Source organism: Streptomyces sp. BBFR25, assembly GCF_044590125.1.
Taxonomy (GTDB): Bacteria; Actinomycetota; Actinomycetes; order Streptomycetales; family Streptomycetaceae; genus Streptomyces; species Streptomyces canus_D.
Genome location: NZ_CP172447.1, coordinates 5394688 through 5413659 on the forward strand (window position 1 = coordinate 5394688; position 18972 = coordinate 5413659).

Here is an 18972-nt window from a genome sequence, read left to right on the forward strand (position 1 = left end):
TCCTGTGGGGTTGCGGTGGGTGTGGGTGTGGGGCGGTGGGGCGTGGAACGCGGGCACGGTGGCGTGCGGTGCCCGCGGGGTGCGGGAGGGTGCGCCCGGGCGGGTGGGGGCGGCCGGCCGCCCGGGCGCGGTGGTCAGGCCTTCTGCTCGTCGGCGGGGCGCGGGCGCCCGCCGAAGCCGAACAGACCCACCGCCACGTTGATCGCGATCCACACGAACAGCACCAGGAAGCCGCTCTGGATCGACTCGGTGAGCGCGGTGGCCGGGTCCACGCCGTCCGCCGTGAGATCCGCCAGGCGCGAGCCGACGACCGTGGCCGTCACCGCGAGCGCCAGCGCGCCGCCGATCTCGGTGGAGGCGTTGAGCACCGCGGACGTGGTGCCCGCGTCCTGCTCGGTGGCGTCCCGGGTGCCCACGACCGGCGCCGTCATCAGGCACAGCACCAGGCCGACGCCCAGCAGCGCGGTGACGGGCAGGAGCAGGGTCCAGTAGCCCGCGTCCGTCGGCGCGTTGATCATCAGCACCAGGACACCGGCGAGCAGCACGTTGCCCAGGACGTACGGGACCCGGGGGCCGTACTTGGCGATCAGTACCGGTACGGCGCCGGAGACGCCGAGCATGGCGAGACTGGTCGGCAGGTAGGCGAGGCCGACCTCCAGCGGGCTGTAGTCCAGCACCAGCTGCATGTACTGGGGCAGCATGAAGAAGGACGGCAGCATCAGACCGGCCGACACCAGCTGGGCGAGCGTGCCCGACGCGACGGACCTGCGGCGGAGCAGCGACAGGGGCAGCAGCGGCGCCTCGGCCGTGCGTTCCACCGCCACGAACACGGCGAGCAGCACCGCCGCCGCCCCGAGAGAGGACAGCGCCACCGTGTCGCCCCAGCCGTCGGTACCGGCGCGGACGACGCCGAAGACCAGGGCCAGCAGACCCAGGGTCCCGGTCACGGCGCCGGGGACGTCCGCGGGCGGACGCGGCCCGGTCGGGGCGCTGCGCGGGATCCAGAGGTAGCAGGCGATCAGCAGGGCCGCGCCGATCGGTACGTTGATCAGGAACGCCAGCCGCCAGTCCACGTCGGTGATCGCCCCGCCCAGCAGGGTGCCGAGGCTGGCGCCGACGCCCATCACGGTGCCCCAGACGCCGAGCGCCTTGGCCCGCTGCTCGGGCTCGGGGTAGGTGGTGACGAGGATGGACAGGGCGGCCGGAGACAGCGCGGCGGCGCCCACGCCCTGCAGCGCCCGCCCGGTGAGCAGCGTGCCGCCGCCGTCCGCGACGGCCGCGAGCAGCGAGCCCGCCGTGAACAGCACGAGGCCCGCGGCCAGTACGGTACGCCGGGCGAACACGTCGGTGAGCCGGCCGCCGAGCAGCATCAGGCCGCCGAAGAGCACCACGTAGATGTTCATGACCCACTGCAGGCCCGAGGTGCTCAGACCGATGTCCGCGCGCAACTGCGGAAGCATCACGTTGGCGATCGTCGCGTCCAGGACGCAGACCAGCTGGGCGGTGGCGACCAGGAACAGGACCAGGCCGCGTCTGACCGTGGTGCCCGTGCCCGGTGCCGTTCCCGGGTCACGCTCCGGGACGGCGGACACGGGCACGGGCGCGGGCCCGGTGCGCGCCGTGTCGTGGGCGTCGATGCTCATGACGAGGGTCTCCTTCCCGCCTCAGGCGGCTTCACTGATGCGCTCGTAGATGGCGGAGAGACTGCGGTCGGCGAGCAGCTTGCCGACCGGGACCCGCGCGCCGGTCTGCCGCTCGACGGCGCCGACGAGACGGATCATGTGCATCGAGTCCCAGCTGACGACGCGGTCGAAGTCGGCGTCGAGGTCGTCGATCCCGAGCGGGAGGTCGAGTTCGTCGCGGACGAGGTGGATGAATTCCTCTTTGGTCATCGGTGGGACCCTTCCAGGGCGCAGTCGAGACTGACGTGGGAGGGCACGGCCACCAGGTCCTGCAGGCCGTGCCGGAAACGGACTTCGTCGTCCGTGGCGGAGGTCGTGGTGAAGCCCATGGAGGGCCAGAACTCCCGGACGTTCTTGTTCTTCTTCGTCGGCCGGTAGGCGGCCGTGACCTGCGTGGCACCCGTCGCCCTGGCGTGGTCGAGCAGGGCGGCGACGGCGGTCTGCTCGATACCGCGGGCGAACACCCGGCAGGACAGCAGCATGTTGTCGACGCACAGCGTGTCGCCGTCGCGCCGGGCGAAGACCGTGCCGACGACGCCGTTGTCGCCGAAGCGGTCGGCCGAGCGGATCACCAGGACCAGGTGGCCGTCGTCGGCCAGCCGCTCGGTGACGTCGGCGGCCTGGAGCCGGATCGTGGTCAGGTTGAACTGGTTGGTGCGCAACGACAGCTGGGCCACCCGGTCCACGTCTCCGGGAGCGGCCTCGCGGAGGGTGACCCGCACCCCGAGCCGCCCCAGGTACTCCTCCTGCGAGCCGGCGTTCTCCAGCAGGTCGGCGCGCTCCGCCTCGGTGCGGTACTGGGCCGCGCGGGCCCGGTCCTCCGCGGTCAGCCGCGCGGTGTCGAACCAGCCGTCGGCGAGCAGCTTCTCCACGTGCAGCGCCGGTTCGTCGTCCAGCCGGACCACGGCGACCTGCGGCAGGCCGCCGGCGACCAGGCCGCACTCGAAGGGCGAGTCGTCGACGAACACGAAGCTGTCCACGCCCAGGTTGAGCTTGCGGGCGATGTCCTCGAGGTTGACGTCCTTGGGCTGCCAGTTGGCGTTGATCCTGGCGAAGTCGCCCTCGCGCAGCACCATGTCGGGGTGCTCGCGGACGACCTGGACGAGATTGTCGTGGTCGTTCTTGCTGCTGACGGCGAGCAGCACGCCCTGGGAGCCCAACTGCCGCACCAGGCGCTGGAAGGTGCCGAACGCCTCGCCGCGGAAGGTGGTCGCCGCGGCGATCCCGTCCGGGCCGTCGTCGCCGAGCACGCCGTCCCACAGGGTGTTGTCGGCGTCGACGACGAGCACCTTCTTGGTCCGGCCGCGCAGCATCCGGGACAGGTGGGCGACCTCGCGGGCGTAGCGGCCCAGCAGTTCGTCGCCGAGGGCCGCCTTCGCGTACGCGGCCATGCGGGCGTCGTTGAGCGGGACACCGGCGGCGACGACCGGGTCGAGGTCGACGACGTGGACGCGCGGGTTCGCCAGCGACAGCCGCAGCAGGCCGCTGTTGAACTCCCGCCAGGCCAGCCCCGCCCGGGCCCGCGACTCGTGGTCGACGAGCTGGTGGGTGACGGTGCGCGGCAGCGGCACCGTGTTGAGGACCAGGGCCGCCGAGGAGTGCGCGGTGAAGGTCTCGGCCAGCCGCTGGAACTCGGCGAGTTTGCGCTCCACCGCCCGCGCGAGGTCCTCCGCCTGCCAGGGGGAGCCCAGCTCGTCCAGCAGGACCTGCGGGTCGAGCACGCACAGGGCGAGGTCGACGTCGTCGGCGTACAGGGGGCTGCCGGTGTCCCGCAGGTCGCGCTGGTAGGCGTCGAAGTCGCTCAGCCGGGTCTCGGTCAGCACACCGTGCCGGCCGAACTCGGCGGCCAGCGGCGCGCCCAGACCGCCCAGGGTGGAGTGCCCGGTGACGGCGACCACCGCGGTCTCCGTCTGAGGCCAGGCCGCCAGGACCTGGTCGCGCTCCAGCTGGACGAGGACCGAGCCGGCCCGCGGCAGGTCCGTCGGCGCGCCGGTGCCGGCCAGCTCCGCGAGCAGCGGCGCCACCTGCGGGTACCGGGCCGCGAGCTGTCCCTCCCTGCGCAGCGTGCGCAACGCCTCCAGCGGGGACGGCTGGGTTTGTGGTGCGGCCGGGCTGGATACCGTGGTCAATGCTCTCTCCTCACTACGCCGCGATCGGTGGGCACCGTGCGCGGCCACCGTCCGCACGGTCGCCCCGCCCACGCCCCAGGCTGGAGGCCGCCGCTTGAGCCCCGCTCGCACCGGCCTGCACCGCGCCGGGCGCGGGGACGCCGGACGGGGGCGCATGCGTTTTTCACGCTTCGGACAAGTGGGCTTTCACAGTGGGCCGATGACCCTCGCACTGCCGCCGCAGGGCCCCCGTGGCCAACCATGGAGGCACCAATGCGACCAGGTGAATGGGGGAGCGTCCGACATGGACATCAAGATCCTGGGGTCCTTCGAGGCGACGGAGAACGGGGTCGCGCTGCTGCCGACCGCGGGAAAGCCGCGTCAGGTCCTGGCACTACTGGCCCTACAGGCCGGCCAGGTGGTTCCCGTGTCCGCCCTGATGGAGGAGTTGTGGGGCACCGAGCCACCGCGCAGCGCGCAGACGACGCTGCAGACGTACATACTCCAGCTGCGCAAGCGGCTGGCGGCGGCGCTGCCCCCGGACGGGCCCCGCAGCGCCAAGGACGTGCTGACCACCCGGTACGGCGGCTACCTCCTGGACATCACGCCGGAGGAGATCGACGTGGACGCCTTCGAACGGCTGACCGCGGCGGGCCGGCGGGCGAAGGACCTCGGGGACCAGGCGACCGCGTCGCGGCTGCTGCGCTCGGCGCTGGCGGTGTGGCGCGGCCGGGCCCTGGTCGACGTGTACACCGGGATGCGGCTGAGCGTGGAGGTCACCCGGCTGGAGGAGAGCCGGCTGATGGCCGTCGAGGCGCGGGTCGACGCCGACCTCGCGCTGGGCCGGCACCAGGCGCTGCTGAGCGAACTGGCGGTGCTCGCGGCACGCCACCCGATGCACGAGAACCTGTGCGCCCAGTACATGGTCGCCCTCTACCGGTCCGGCCAGCAGTGGCGCGCGCTGGAGGCGTTCACCGCGCTGCGCGAGTGCCTGGTCGAGGAGCTGGGGGTGACACCGTCGCCGCGATTGCAGGAGCTGCAGCGGGCGATCCTCGTCTCCGACCCGCAGCTCGACCGCTTCACCGTCCGCAGCGACCTGACGGTGTGACCCGTCCCGGCCCCCACCCCCACGCCCACAACCCCCCATGCCGAGCTAGGAGACCGTCATGCTCTCGTCCCTGAAGGCCCTCAACCTGCTGGTGATGTTCCTGCTGGAACTCGCGGTGTACGCCTCGGTCGTCCTGTGGGGGTTCACGTCCAGCGACAAGTGGCTGGTCAAGATCGCCCTGGGGATCGGCGCGCCGGTCGCGCTGATGACGGCGTGGGCCCTGCTGGGCTCGCCCCGTGCGCCGTACGCGGTGCACGGGGGCGGACGGGTGCTCCTGGAGGCGCTGTGGTTCGGTGCGGGCGCCGCCGCCCTGGCCGCCTCCGGGAGGCAGACCTGGGCGGCGACCTTCGCCGGCATCTACCTGGTCAACGCGGCGCTTCGGCTGCTGTGGAACCAGTGACGCCCGTTCACCACGCGGGGGACTCGAGGAACTCCAGGACGGCGACCGTCCACATGAAGCCCACCCCGACCCCCATGGTGACCAGCAGGTCGCCGGGGCGCGGAGCACGGGCCTCGGCGACGTGGTTGATGCCGATCAGCTGGTCGCCGGCGCCCATGTGCCCGAAGTCGCGGCCCCAGTCGTAGACGGTCGTCTCCGGGTCGACGCCGAGCAGCGAGTAGAACGAGAACTGCGCGATGGTCTCGGCGATGTTCGCGTGCACGAAGAACCGGGCGTCCGCCAGCTTCATGTCGGCGTCCGCGAGCGCCTCGTCCAGCACCTGGGAGGCGTTCTTCGTCATCTGCTGGATGACCCGGTCGTAGGCGCCCTCCTCCTGGAGGAGGTAGTCGCTCTTGCGGCTGCGCAGGTCGACCGGCCTGCCGTCGTGGAAGGGACCGTCGGTCCAGCCGGTCGTCCCGCGGTAGATGGGCTCCAGCGAGGAGTCGGAGTAGCTGGCGGTGGAGCGCAGCCGGGCGAACCCGCCCCGGTTGGACAGGACCATGGCGCCCGCCCCGTCGCCGTACACCTGCTGGCTGTCGGTGCCCCAGCGGTCGAAGTACGGCATGCGGAAGGCGTCACCGGTGGTCACCAGGGCGGCCTGCGGGGTGCTGCCGCGGGCGGCGAGGTGGGAGGCGGCCAGTTCCACGGCGGCCAGGCCCCCGTTGGAGCCCTGCCGGACCTCCAGGGTCAGGCCGGTGCCGCCGACCGCCTCGTTCTGCACGTAGTTGACCGGGGTCCAGAAGTCTTGGCCCTGGTGGCCGACGCAGGCGTGCAGCACCATGCCGTACCGGTCGGCCGGCAGCCCGGCCCGGGCCACCGCCTGCCGACCGGCGGCCGCCGCCATCACCGGGCCCGGCTCGTCGGGGCCCGCCACCCGCACCGCGCGGATGCCGTTGGCCTGGGCCTCCTCGGCGTCGTAGCGGCCCGCGGCGACCGCCTCCTCGGCGGTCTCCACCTGCTCGGGCAGATGCGCGCCGAGTCCGGCGACGTACACGTTGTCCCAACGCATGGTGTTCTCCTCTGTTACGCCACCTGGGGCGCGGATTCGTGGTGGCAGGATGCGATCTGCCGGACCAACTGGTGGGTGAGGGCGGGGAAGCGGTCGTTCAGGAAGTAGAAGTGACCGCCGGGGAAGAACTGCTGGTGGAAGCGGGCGGAGGTCTCCCGCCGCCACAGGTGCATGGCCGCCGGGGGAGCCCAGGCGTCCTGGGTGCCGCCGAAGACGCTCAGCGGCGAACTCATCGGCGAACGGCCAGCCGTCGGACGGTAGTTGTCGACGGCGGTCAGATCGGCGCGCACGGTACGCAGGAACCGGTCGATGAAGTCGGTGGACTCGGTGACCCGTTCCGGCATCCCGCCCAGGTCGAGCAGGACCCGCAGCAGCGCGTCGTCGTCGAGGGTGCTGAGCGGCGCGGTCCCGGGGCGGGCGAAGTGCGGGGCGACGCGTCCCGACACGCCCGTCCACATCGGGACCCGGCCCAGGCCCTCCAGCGAGCGGGCCGTCTCGAGGGCCACCACGGCGCCCATGCTGTGCCCGAACAGGGCCAGCGGCGTGTCGTCGACCCAGGGCAGGACGTCCGCGACGGCGGTGGCGACCACCTCCGTCATGTCGTCCAGGGCCTGCTGCCCGGCCCGCCGGCCCCGGCCGGGCAGGTCGAGCAGCAGCAGGTCCCAGTCGTCGGGCAACTGCTGGACCAGGGGCCGGTAGACGGCCGCCGAGCCCCCCGCGTGGTGGAAGCCGACCAGCCGCACGGCGGGCGCGTCGACCGGACGCGGACGGTGGAAGGGGCGGACACGGCTGTTCATCTGTCTCCTCCGGTGGCGGCGCTCACCTGGTCCCCCAGGTACGCCAGCAGGTCGCCGACCGGCATCTCCACCGGGCAGTCGAGCGTGGGCAGTTCCACCCCGTAGCGCTGCTCGACGCTCTTGGTGAGCAGCATCGCGGTGAAGGAGTCGCCGCCGACCTCGCAGAACGGCGTCTCGGCCGGCAGCAGACCGTCGGCCTTGAGGACGGACGCCAGTTCGGTGGCGAGGTAGGCGCTGATCTCCGCCGGATCGCGCGGCACCGGCTGGGGTCCGGACGAGGCGGTCGCCGCCACGGCGGCGGCGGTCTCCTCCGACCGGGCCGGCTCGCTCTCCTCCACCCAGAACCGCTTGCGCTGGAACGGGTAGGTGGGCGCGTCGGTGAACCGGGCGCCGGGCGCGGCCAGCAGCTCCAGCCGCAGGTCGGCACCTCCGTGGAAGAGCGCGGCCAGCGCGTCGGCCAGCAGCCGGGGGGCCGCCTCGGCGTCGTCGGCCACCAGCGGCAGCGTCTCTCCGGCCGCCGTCAGGTAGGCCACCGGTCCGTGCGCCGTCTCACGGGCCGGTGCCACGGACGTCCGTACGCCCAGCGCGGCCAGCACCCCGCCCAGCCGGGCCGCGGGAGCGGCGGAGCCGGTGGCCGCGGCGGCCAGCCGGGGATGGGCCCGGGCCAGCGCGGCCAGCGCCCCCTCCAGCACCTCGTCGCACTCGGCGCGGGAGCTGAACGTGACCCGGTCGACGGTCGGGGCGGTGACGCCGCGCCGTACGGTGCCGAGGGCCGCGATCAGGTCCTGGGAGCCGCTCCCCACGACGGCCAGCCGGTGCCCGAAGTGGACCCGTCCCGCGCGCAGCGTGTGGCACAGCGCCGCCACCGAGGCCGCGTCCCGTCCGGCGAGCGCGGTGCGCACCCGGCCGGCCAGCTCGGCGAGCGCCGCCGGGTCCTTGGCGGACAGCGTCAGCAGTTCGCAGTGGCCGGGCTCGGGCTCCGGACCGCCGCCCGCCCGCGGGGCCGGGGCGGCGAGCACCGCGTGGGCGTTCGTGCCGGACAGCCCGAAGGCGCTGATGCCGGCCACGCGTCCACCCGGCCGCGCGGGCCACGGCACGCTGGTGCGGGGCACCTGTACGGCGATCTGGTCCCACGGGATCAGGGAGTTCAGCCGGCCGTCGTCCCGCTGGACGCCCGCCGGGAGGGTCTCCTCGCCCAGCAGCGCGACCACCTTCAGCAGCCCGGCGATTCCCGCCGCGGCCTCCAGGTGCCCGATGCGGGACTTCACGCTGCCGAGGACGACGGGCTCGTCCCCCTGGCCCGACCCGGTGCCGATCACCGCGTCCAGGGCGCCGACCTCGATCGGGTCGCCGAGCGCGGTGCCGGTGCCGTGCGCCTCGACGTAGCCCACGCCGGACGGCTCGGTGCGGGCGTCGGCCAGGGCCGCGCGGACCACCTCCTGCTGCGCGGGCCCGCTGGGCACGGTGAACCCGGAGGACGCGCCGTCGTGGTTGACGGCGGTGCCGCGGATCACCGCGTGCACCTCACGGCCCTCCGCGACGGCGTCGTCCAGCCGCATCAGCGCCACCATGCCGACGCCCTCCCCGCGGCCGTAGCCGTCGGCGTCCGCCAGGAAGGTCCGCGAGCGACCGCCCGCCGAGAGGGCCTCCCCCTGGCACAGGGCCACCATCAGGTCCGCGCCCAGGATCAGGTTGGCGCCGCCGGCCAGCGCGTAGCGGCAGTCGTCGGCCCGCAGCGCCCGCACCGCCTGGTGCACCGCCGCCAGGGAGGAGGAGCAGGCCGTGTCGATGCTGAGCGCGGGACCCGACAGGCCCAGCGCGTAGGAGATCCGCCCGGCCAGGAAGCAGTGCCCGCTGCCGGTGCTGTGGTACGGGTCGATGCGGCTGTAGTCGCCGTCCCCGACGAAGCGCCGTCCGTACTCGGAGGCCATCACGCCGACGAACACGCCGACCGGCAGCCGGTCCTGGCGGCGCGCCGCGACACCGGCCCGCTCCAGCGCCTCCCACGACACCTCCAGCAGCAGCCGCTGCTGCGGGTCCATCGTCTCGGCCTCCCGCTGCGAGATGCCGAAGAACGCGGCGTCGAAGGAGGCGATGTCGTCGAGGAACCCGGCCCGGTCCACATAGGACCGGCCTGCGGTGCCGCGCTCGGGGTGGTGGACCGCCCGCAGCGAGGGGCGGTCCTCCGGTATCGGGCCGAGGGCCCGCAGGTCCGGGTCGTCGGCGTACAGGAAGTCGCGGTAGGCGCGCGGGGTGTCGACGCCGCCGGGCAGCCGCATCGCCGTGCCCACCACGGCGACGGGCGTGTGCGCGCGGGCCTCGGCCGCCGCCAGCCGCTCCTTGAGCCGGCGGGACAGCCGGAGCTGGTCTTCTATCACCCGCCGCAGATCTTCGGGATTAACTGGTGCTTCGGACATCTCACTGCTCCTGCGCTCGGTGGTCATCGCCCGCTCACTGCTCCTGGGCGAGGTCGTCGGTGACGGCCCGGAGCAGCTCGTCGAGGGAGAGGTCCTCGAGGGAGCCGGCGGCGGGAAGGGAGTCGGGGGAGGGGAGGGAGTCGGGGGACGGGAGAGAGGGAACGGAGTGGACCGGGGCGGACGCGGCCGCCGCGGGAGCGAGCGCCGGGACCGGGCCGGACGCGGACGGCGGTGTGCCGGGTCCGGTGCGGGCGGTGTCCGCGGGAGCGAGGAAGCCGCTCATCGCGAGCACGCTCGGATGGTCGATGGCGATGGTGGCGGGCAGGTCCCGGCCCATGGCGTGGGCCAGGGCGGCCCGCAGATCGATCGCCATGATCGAGTCGAGGCCCAGCTGCGAGAAGCCCTCCGCGTCGGCGGAGCCGTCCCCGGGCAGACCGTCGTCGGAACCCAGCATCCGCGCGACCAGGGCGCGCACGGCGTCTCTCAGCACGTGCTCGGCCTCGTCGGCGTCGGCACCGCACGCCGCCAGCCGGTCGCGCAGCCAGCCGGTGGGCTCGCTCTCCTCGCGCGCGCCCCGCGGCGCGGTCACCGGCCCGGTCAGCGCGGCGACCAGCGCGGCCCGCGGATGCCCCGCGGCCTGCTCGGCGTAGCGGGCCGGGTCCAGGGCGGCCACGACCAGGCGGTCCTGCGCGCCCTCGGCGGCCAGCGCCAGCGGCAGCGCCGCGTCGGCGTCGCTCAGCGGCCGGATGCCCACCCGCTGCGCCGCCCGTTCGACGGCCGCCGCGGCCGCCATGCCGCCCTTGGCCTCCGGCACCCACGGTCCCCAGTTGACGGTGACCGCGGTCAGCCCCCGACGGCGCAGCGCCTCGGACAGGCCGTCCAGATAGCCGTTGGCGGCCGCGTAGTTGGCCTGGCCCGCCGAGCCGAGCACCGAGGAGACGGACGAGAACAGGACGACCGCCCGCGGGTCGTGACCGGCGACCGCGTCGGCGAGGACGTCGGCCCCCAGCGCCTTGGCGTGGAAGACCTTCTCGTACGAGGCGTCCGTCAGGGAGGGGAAGGCGCCGTCCGCGTTGACACCGGCCAGGTGGTACACCGTGCCCAGCGGGCCGTCGGCGGTGGCGGCGGCCACCGCCCGCGCCACGTCGGCGGGGTCGGTGACGTCGCCCCGGACCAGGGACACCCGGACCCCGGCCGCGGTGAGCGCGTCGATCGCCGCCTGCTCGACCGCCCCGGGCGCGGAGCGGGCCATCAGCGTGACGCGGTCGCCGCCGCGGGCGGCGTGGGCGCCGGCCACGGCCAGGCCCAGGGCGCCGAGACCGCCGGTGATCAGCGCGCCCCCGGCCCGCTCGGGCCCGGCCGGCTGGGCGGCGACGTCGACCAGCCGGGCGACGCGGACACCGGAGTCCGTGTACGCGAGCCTGGTCTCCTCCGGCAGGCCGCCCAGCAGCGCGGCGACCCCCTCGGCACGCCAGCCCGCGTCCAGCCGCAGCCGGGTCAGACGGCGCTCGGTCTGCTCCGCCTCCAGGCTGCTCAACAGCCCGAACAGGGCCTCCCGCAGGGGTGCCCGCACCGCGTCGCCGTCGGCGAGCAGCACGTAGGGCAGCTCCGGCGGCAGCGCGCGCAGGGTGGCGGCCAGACGGCGGACCGCGTCGAGCGCGTCCCGGGCGTCGGGCGCGTCGGGCGCGTCGGGCGCGTCGAGGGCGGCAGCGGCGCCGGAGCCGCCGTCCGCGCCGTCCGCACCGTCGGCGGAGCCGTGCGGTGCGAGCCAGCGGGCGTCGACCACGAGCCCGGCGTCCCTGAGGTCCGCTGCGTCCGGGAGGTCTGTCTGCACTGATACCGGGTGGCCGGCCGCTTCCAGGGCGGCGGCCAGGGCGTCGGTGCCGAAGTCCGCGCCGGGCGCCCCGCCCAGCACGGCGACCGGGACCGGGGCGGTGAGCGGCGCGGCCGCGTCCTGCGGCAGCGGCACCCAGTCCAGGGCGCGCACCAGGCCGTCACCCCGCAGACCGGCCTCCAGGACGGCGCGCGAGGCGTGCCGGATGCGGAACTCGTCGGCGCGGAACACGCTGCGCTCCTGGCCGGTGGCCGGGTCGACCGCGTACAGGTGCAGGTCCGCGGTCTCCACCCGCAGCCGGTCGTTGGCCAGCGGCTCGGCGCGCAGCACCCGCACCTCGCCCCACAGTTCGCCGTCGTCGCCCGGCCGGCCGTGGAAGGACAGCTCGCGCGCGGCGAACGGGATGGCCAGGGACGGTGCCTCGGCCGGGTGCTCGTCGACCAGGAACACCGCGATGCTCTGGAAGCAGGAGTCGATCAGGCCGGGGTACAGCTCGTAGTCGGCCGGGTCGTCGGGCAGTTCCGGCATCCGGTAGCGCACCAGCGCCCGGTCGCCCCGGATCCACACCTCGTCGATCCAGCGGAAGGACGGGCCCAGGGTGTAGCCGAGGGCGCGGAAGTAGGCGTAGAAGTCGTCCCGGGTCAGGTGCCGGTCGGCGGCGGCCATGAACGCGGCCCGGTCGTCCGGCCGGGGCCGGTGCGTCTCCTCGACCGGCGGGGTGGCGCAGCGTCCGCCGATGTGCCGCTGCCAGACGCCGCGTTCGGGGTCGACGAGGCTCTGCACGGACAGCTCCGCGGTGCCGTCGGCGCCCGGACGGTCGACGGTGATCTGCACCTCGTACTCCTCGCCGTCCTTGATGACGAGCGCCCGCGGGCAGATCAGGTCCCGTACGAGGACCGGCGAGCCGTCACCGCCGAGGGCGGACAGGACGGTGCCCAGGTGGGACGCGGCGGGGGTGACGACGGTGCCGTAGAGCCGGTGGTCGGTGAGATAGGCAGGGAACTCCGCGCTGCGGGCGAAGGAGAAGGCTCGTCCGGACAGCGCGGGCGACTTCAGCTCGGCGCCCCAGTGCCGCCCGTGGCCGCGGCGCGGGGCGCCGCCGGGTGCCGCGAGCGTGGCGGAGGCTGCCGCGGAGGTCCAGTACGCGGTGTCCGCGAAGGGGTAGCGCGGCGCGGCGGCCCGGCCCGCCGGACGGCCGGTGATCCGTGCGAAGTCCAGGTCCTGGCCCCGCTCGTAGAGGTGCCGGGCGGCACCGAGAAGCTGGGTGCGGTCCACGGCGCCGCGGCGCAGCGAGGGCACGCCCCCGCCGGCCGGGGTGAGCCCGGCGGCCCGTACCAGGTTGACCAGGGTGCGGTCGGGGCCGACCTCCAGCAGGACGTCGACACCCAGCTCGGTGAGGGCGCGGGCGCCCTCGTGGAAACGCACCGGCTGCCGGATGTGGCGGACGAAGTAGCCCGCGTCGTAGGTGTCGTCGGCCGCCTCGGCGCCCGTGACGTTGGCGATCACCGGGATGCGCGGCGGTGCGAAGGCGAGCGGGGCGACGGCGGCCTCGAACTCGGCGAGCACCGGGTCCATCAGCCGGGAGTGGAAGGCGTGCGAGACGGTCAGCGCCCTGGTGCGCACGCCCTGGTCCGTCAGCCGCGCGGCGAGCGCGTCCAGCCGGTCCCTGGGGCCGGCCACCACGCCCGACTCGGGCCCGTTGACGGCGGCCACGTCCACCCCGGCCTCCTCGGCCCAGGCCGCGACGGCGTCCGGGGCGCCGGGGACGGACAGCATGCCGCCGGGCTCGGTCGACTGCATCAGCCGGGCGCGGTGGGCGATCAGGGTCAGGCCGTCCTCGCGGCCCAGCACCCCGGCGTGCACGGCGGCGGCGACCTCGCCGACGCTGTGCCCCATCACGGCGGTGGCCCGCACGCCCCACGACTCCCACAGTGCGGCCAGCGCCAGCTCCAGCGCCACCAGGGCGGGCTGGGTGATCCGGGTCTGGTTCACGGCCTGCGGGTCGTCCCCGTAGAAGACCAGGTTGAGCAGGGAGTCGCCCAGGTGCGGGGTGAGGATCCGGTCGCAGTCGTCGATGACCGACGCGAACACGGGCTCGCTCTCGTAGAGTTCGCGGCCCATCCCGAAGTACTGGGCGCCCTGCCCGGAGAACAGGAAGGCCACCTTGGGCGTGCGGGCGGGCGCCGCCTCGCCGGGGCCGGCCGAACGCAGCGCGGACAGCAGCTTCTCGCGTCCGGTGCCCAGCACCGCCCGGCGCACGGGCAGGTGGGCCCGGCCGGCCGCGGCGACGGAGACGAGGTCGGGCAGCAGCTCCTCGTCCGTGTGCTCCAGGGCCGCCTCCCAGGCCGCGGTCACCCGCTCCAGGCCGGCCGCGTCCGGTGCGGACAACGGCAGCAGCAGCGGCGCCGGTTCCGCGTCGGCGGGCGCGACGGGCCCGGCGGCGGGCGCCTCGCCGAGGACGACGTGGGCGTTGGTGCCGGAGAACCCGAAGCCGGAGACGCCGGCCAGGCGGGGGCGGTCGCCGGGCGCCCAGGAGACCCGGCCGTCGACGACCCGGACGTTCATGTCGCGCCACGGCACGTGCGGGTTGGGCGTGGTGAAGTGCAGCCCGGCCGGGACGCGTCCGTGCCGCAGCGCGAGCACCGTCTTGACCAGGGAGGCCATGCCGGAGGCCGACTCGCAGTGGCCGATGTTGCTCTTGACCGAGCCGATCAGCAGCGGTTCGCCCGCCCGGCGCCCCGGACCGAGCACGTCCCAGGCGGCCTCCACCTCGATGGGGTCGCCCAGCGAGGTGCCGGTGCCGTGCGCCTCCAGGTAGCCGATGTCGGCCCCCTCGACGCCCGCGTCGGCGAGCGCCTCGCGGATCACCCGGCGCTGGGCGGTGCCGTTGGGGGCGGTGAACCCGGAGGAGGCGCCGTCCTGGTTGACCGCGCTGCCGTGCACGACCGCCAGCACCCGGTCCCCGTCCCGCAGCGCGTCGCTGAGGCGGCGCAGCACCAGCACTCCCACGCCCTCGGCGCGCACGAAGCCGTCCGCGGAGGCGTCGAAGGTCTTGCAGCGGCCCCCGGGCGAGAGCATGTGGGCGCGGGAGACGGCCACCGAGCAGGTGGGCGCCGTGATCACGTTGACGCCGCCGGCCAGGGCCCGGTCGGTCTCCCCGGAGCGCAGCGAGCGCACGGCCAGGTGCAGGGCGACCAGCGAGGAGGAGCAGGCGGTGTCGACCGCCAGCGCCGGGCCGTGCAGGCCGAGGTAGTAGGCGATGCGTCCGGCCGCGGCGTTCAGGGCCGTACCGGTGGGGAAGTACGCGTCCAGTGTGTCGGCGCCGCCGCTCTCCATGACCCGGGCGTAGTCCGAGTTGGAGATCCCGACGAACACGCCGGTACGGCTGCCGGCGAGTGCCGTGGGGGCGCAGGCCGCGTCCTCCAGGGCGTGCCAGGACGCTTCGAGCAGCAGCCGCTGCTGCGGGTCGAGGCTCTCCGCCTCCCGGGCGGGGATGTCGAAGAACGCGGCGTCGAAGCGGCGGACGTCACTGAGGAAGCCGCCCTCGGCGGGGGTGCCGAGGCCCTCGGCGTCCCAGCGGTCGGCGGGCACCGGGCCGACCCCGTCGCGGCCCTCCTCCAGCAGCGACCAGAACTCCTCGACGGAGTCGGCGCCGGGGAAGCGGCCGGCCATGCCGACGACGGCGACGGGTTCCGGCGCGGGGGTGGACGGGTCCGTCCCCTGGGCGGCGGCGGCCCCGGTGGCCGGGACGGTCGTGGCCGCCGGGGAGGCGGCACGCGGGGCACGGACGGCCGGGGCGCGGCGCGGTGCGGGTGTGGCGCCCGCGCTCGCGTCCGTACCCGTGGACGTGGCCGTGGCCGTGGCCGTGGACGTGGCCGACAGACGTTCCGTCAGTTCGGTGCTCAGCCGCTCCAGTGAGGGGTGGCCGAAGATGTCGCCGATGCCGACGTCCAGGCCGAGTACCTCGGTCAGCCGGGCCGCCGCGTCGACGGCCATGATCGAGTCCAGGCCGAGGTCGAGGAACCCGGTCCGCTCCGGCAGCGCGGCCGGGTCGTCGTGGCCGAGGATCTCGGCCAGCACCGCGCGGACGTGCCCGGCCACCAGAGCGGGCCGCCGGTGTCCGGGAGCGGCCCGCAGCGCGTCGCGCGGCTCGGCGGCGGCCGGTGCGGGCGACGCGGGCGTCGGGGCCTGCGGGTCGAACAGGGCACGCGGGCGTACGGCGTTCATGACGGCCGTGAAGCGGTCGGTGTCCAGGTCGCAGGCGACCAGGTGGGCGCCGTGCGGCCCTGCCACGGTGAGCGCGGCGCTGCCCAGGGCCGGGGAGACCGGACGCACGCCCATCCGGGCGAGCTGGGCCCGTGCGTCGGAGTCGGCCATGCCGTCCAGGTCCCACGGGCCGAAGGCGACGCTGCGGAACGGGCGGCCGGACGCGGCGGCCCGTTCCGCCACCGAGTCCAGGGCGCCGTTGGCGGCCGCGTAGGCGCCGTAGCCGCTGGTGCCCCACACGGCGGAGACGGAGGACAGCTGGACGAAGAAGTCCAGCGGCCGGTCGTCGGTCAGCAGCCGCAGCCAGTGCGCGCCGGTGAACTTGCCGTGCAGCGCGGCCGCGAACGCCTCCTCACCGGCGTCCGCGAGCGGCAGCCGCTCGATGACCCCGGCGGTGTGCACGACCCCGCGCAGGGGCGGCAGGGCGTCGAGCACGCGCAGCGCTTCCGCCAGCGCCGGGCCGTCGCCGACGTCGGCCCGCAGGTACGTCACCGGGGTGCCGGCGGCGGCCAGCGAGGTTGCCTCGGCAGGCAGCTCCTCCTCGGCGCGGCGGCCGAGCAGGACCAGGTGACCGGCGCCGCGGGCGGCCAGGTCGCGGGCGACCACGCGGCCGATGGCGCCCAGGCCGCCACTGATCAGATACGTGCCGTCGGAGCGCACCGGCAGCAGCGGCTCCGGCACCTGCTCTACCGCGCGCAACCGGGCCGCGTGGACCCGGCCGGAGCGGACCGCGAGCAGGTCCTCGGTGTCCCCGGCCGCGAGCGCGGCCAGCGCGGCCGACGCGTCCTCGGGTCCGGCGCCGACCGGCAGGTCCACGACGCCGCCCCACGCACGCGGGTACTCCAGGGCGAGTACGGGAGCGAGTCCGTGCAGTACTCCGTGGTCGCCGTCCGCGATGGCGTCGTCCCCGGTCACCTGCCGCACGCCCGCCGTGACGAGGTGGACGCGGCCGGGCCCCTCGGGCACCGCGCGTACGGCACCGGTCGCGGCGGCGGCCAGGGCGGCCGCGTGCCCGGTCGGCGCGGGCTCGTCGGGCGCGGCGGGCAGCGGTGCCGCGGCGAGCGCGAGGAGCAGGTCGCCGGGGTGCGCGGCCCGGACCTCGGCCCAGTCCGCGTCGGACCCGGGCAGCGTGTCCAGCACCTGCACGGGCCGGCCACCGGCGTCCCGCGCGGCCCGCGCGAGCAGGGCCACCAGGTCGGTGTCGTCACCGGCGACGAGGAGCGGGCGGCGCGTGGCGTCGTCGGCCGCCGTCGGGGACGGCGCGGGCGGGGTGTGGGGTTCCCAGGCGACGCGGAGGGTGGGAAGCGTGGCGGTGGTCTGTCCCTGGGCTGTCGTGGCGGCCGGGGCCGACGTGGTGCGGTCCGTAGCGGCCGAGGTCGCGGCCGACGTCGCGGGTGTTGGCGCCGGGGCGTCGGTACCGGGCCCGGCGCCGAGGGCGCCGTGGAGTGCGTCCGCGGTGACCGCCGGGGCGTACCGCACCCGCTCCCACGGATAGGCCGGCAGGTCGGCGACCGCGCGGGGCAGCGCGGCGACGGCCGGGTCCGGCGGGGCGTCCTGGGTGGTCTCGGACAGGCGTACCCGCTCCGGCGTGCCGCCCGCGGCGAGTCCCCGCAGGGCCGTCAGCGCCGTCCGCGCGTCCTCGGCGGTGACCAGGGCGCGCACGCCGTGGCGGGCCCGGCCGTGGGTCACGGTGTAGGCGAACGCGCCGTACTCCTCGGCGGGCAGCCGCGCCAGCCGGTCGGCCAGCAGGCCCGCCCAGGCGCGCAGGGCGTCCTCGGTACGGGCGGACAGCTCGAACCCGGTCACCGGAGCGGCGGCGGGCACGGCGGGCGTCCGCTCCGTGTCCGTCGGTGCCCCGAGCACCACGTGGGCGTTGGTGCCGCTCATGCCGAACGAGCTGACGCCCAGGCAGCTGCCCGGACCGCTGTCGCCGGTCTCCCAGGGCACCACCTCGCGGGGGATCTCGATGCCGGTGCCGTCGAGCTGGATGCGGGGGTTGAGGGTGCGCAGGTGCACGACCGGCGGGAGCAGGCGCCGCTTCACGGAGAGCACGCCGCGGATGAGCCCCGCGATGCCGGAGGCCGCCTCCAGGTGGCCGAGGCCGGTCTTGACCGAGCCGATGCGCAGCGGGGCGCCGCCCGCGGACCGGTCGAGGGCGGCGACGATCGCCTCGACCTCGATCGGGTCGCCGAGCGCGGTGCCGGTGCCGTGCGCCTCGATGGCGCCGATCGCCTCCGGGCCCAGCCCGGCGTCCTGAAGGGCGGCGCGGATCAGGGCTATCTGCGCCCGCACGTTGGGCGCGGTGAAGCCCGAGGAGCGGCCGTCCTGGTTGACCGCGCTGCCCCGGACCACGGCGTGGACCCGGTCGCCGTCGCGCCGGGCGTCCGCGAGCCGCTTGAGGACCACGACACCGCAGCCCTCGCCCCGGGTGAAGCCGTTGGCCCGCGCGTCGAAGGTCTTGCACAGACCGTCCGGGGCCAGCGAGTTGGTCTGCTGGATCAGCCGGGTCGAGCGGGGCGAGAGGATCAGGTTGACGCCGCCCGCGAGGGCCACGTCGCACTCGCCGCGCCGCAGTGCCTGCCCGGCCAGGTGGACCGCGGTCAGGGAGGACGAGCAGGCGGTGTCCACGGCGACCGCCGGGCCCATCAGACCCAGGGTGTAGGCGATCCGCCCGGCCGCGAAGCAGTGTCCGTTGCCGGTCAGCCAGTAGGCGTCCTCCTGCCCCGGGGGCTGCCAGTCGCGGTAGTCCTGGCCGGTCACGCCCACGTACAGCCCGGTGCGCCTGCCGTCCTCGGCGAGGGCGCGCGGCGGCAGCGCGGCGTCCTCGAGCGCCTCCCAGGCCACTTCGAGGAGCAGCCGGTGCTGCGGGTCGAGGCTGCGGGCCTCCCGCGGGCTGATGCCGAAGAAGGCGGCGTCGAAGCCGAGCACGTCGTCGAGGTGGCCACCGCGGTGCGGCAGGGCGTCCCACGCGTCGGCGAAGGGCTCCTTGCGCTGCTCGGGCATCGGACGGACCAGGTCGCGGCCCTGGGCGAGGGCGTCCCAGTAGCCGTCGAGGTCGGCGATGCCGCCGGGCAGCCGGAGCCCGGCGCCGACCACGGCCAGCGGGCCGGCGTGGCCGTCCGGCTGCGCCTTCGCCTCCTCCAGCTCCGCGCGCAGCTTCTTGATGGTGTCCATCGCCCGGCTGAGCGGGGTGGCGGTGGGGCGTCCGGCGCCGGACTGCCGGCCGGCCGGGGCCCCATGGGTCGGTGTGCTGGTCACAAGAAGTCCCTCGCGATCGGCAGTCGTTGCTGGGCGGCTGAGCGGAGGAGGGGC

Annotated in this window: 9 protein-coding genes; 2 read left to right on the plus strand and 7 right to left on the minus strand. The window is 75.4% G+C overall.

Annotated features, from left to right (window positions below):
- Positions 1-134: 134 nt before the first annotated feature.
- Genes ACGH52_RS24815 through ACGH52_RS24825 form a run of 3 tightly spaced genes read right to left on the minus strand, consistent with a single transcriptional unit; the run spans position 135 to position 3811 of the window.
- Positions 135-1643, minus strand: a complete 1509-nt coding sequence (locus ACGH52_RS24815) for an MFS transporter (RefSeq protein WP_076976096.1) — start codon at positions 1641-1643, stop codon at positions 135-137.
- A 21-nt stretch (positions 1644-1664) separates the two neighbouring features.
- Positions 1665-1892, minus strand: a complete 228-nt coding sequence (locus tag ACGH52_RS24820; protein WP_059299339.1) for an acyl carrier protein — start codon at positions 1890-1892, stop codon at positions 1665-1667.
- Positions 1889-3811: an HAD-IIIC family phosphatase gene (locus ACGH52_RS24825; protein ID WP_399942451.1), complete on the minus strand. Its 1923-nt coding sequence runs from the start codon at positions 3809-3811 to the stop codon at positions 1889-1891. Before ACGH52_RS24825 ends, ACGH52_RS24820 begins: the two co-directional genes overlap by 4 nt.
- 283 nt (positions 3812-4094) lie before the next feature.
- On the opposite strand from ACGH52_RS24825, the gene ACGH52_RS24830 reads away from it, so the two are divergent.
- Both ACGH52_RS24830 and ACGH52_RS24835 read left to right on the plus strand, forming a co-directional pair.
- Positions 4095-4898 (plus strand): AfsR/SARP family transcriptional regulator, encoded by an 804-nt coding sequence (locus tag ACGH52_RS24830; protein ID WP_059299337.1) that lies wholly within the window; start codon positions 4095-4097, stop codon positions 4896-4898.
- A 58-nt stretch (positions 4899-4956) separates the two neighbouring features.
- Positions 4957-5298, plus strand: a complete 342-nt coding sequence (locus ACGH52_RS24835) for a YrdB family protein (protein ID WP_059299336.1) — start codon at positions 4957-4959, stop codon at positions 5296-5298.
- Between the two features lie 7 nt (positions 5299-5305).
- Here the strand turns inward: ACGH52_RS24835 and ACGH52_RS24840 are convergent, their stop codons facing one another.
- From ACGH52_RS24840 to ACGH52_RS24855, 4 genes are read right to left on the minus strand one after another with little or no spacing between them, the layout of a single operon-like run.
- Positions 5306-6346, minus strand: a complete 1041-nt coding sequence (locus ACGH52_RS24840) for a ketoacyl-ACP synthase III family protein (RefSeq protein WP_059299335.1) — start codon at positions 6344-6346, stop codon at positions 5306-5308.
- Positions 6347-6360: 14 nt separating this feature from the next.
- Positions 6361-7143: a thioesterase II family protein gene (locus ACGH52_RS24845; RefSeq protein WP_399942456.1), complete on the minus strand. Its 783-nt coding sequence runs from the start codon at positions 7141-7143 to the stop codon at positions 6361-6363.
- Positions 7140-9560 (minus strand): beta-ketoacyl synthase N-terminal-like domain-containing protein, encoded by a 2421-nt coding sequence (locus ACGH52_RS24850; protein ID WP_399942459.1) that lies wholly within the window; start codon positions 9558-9560, stop codon positions 7140-7142. The genes ACGH52_RS24845 and ACGH52_RS24850 overlap by 4 nt, the downstream gene beginning before the upstream one ends.
- A gap of 34 nt (positions 9561-9594) precedes the next feature.
- Positions 9595-18918, minus strand: a complete 9324-nt coding sequence (locus ACGH52_RS24855; protein WP_399942462.1) for an SDR family NAD(P)-dependent oxidoreductase — start codon at positions 18916-18918, stop codon at positions 9595-9597.
- Positions 18919-18972 lie beyond the last annotated feature (54 nt).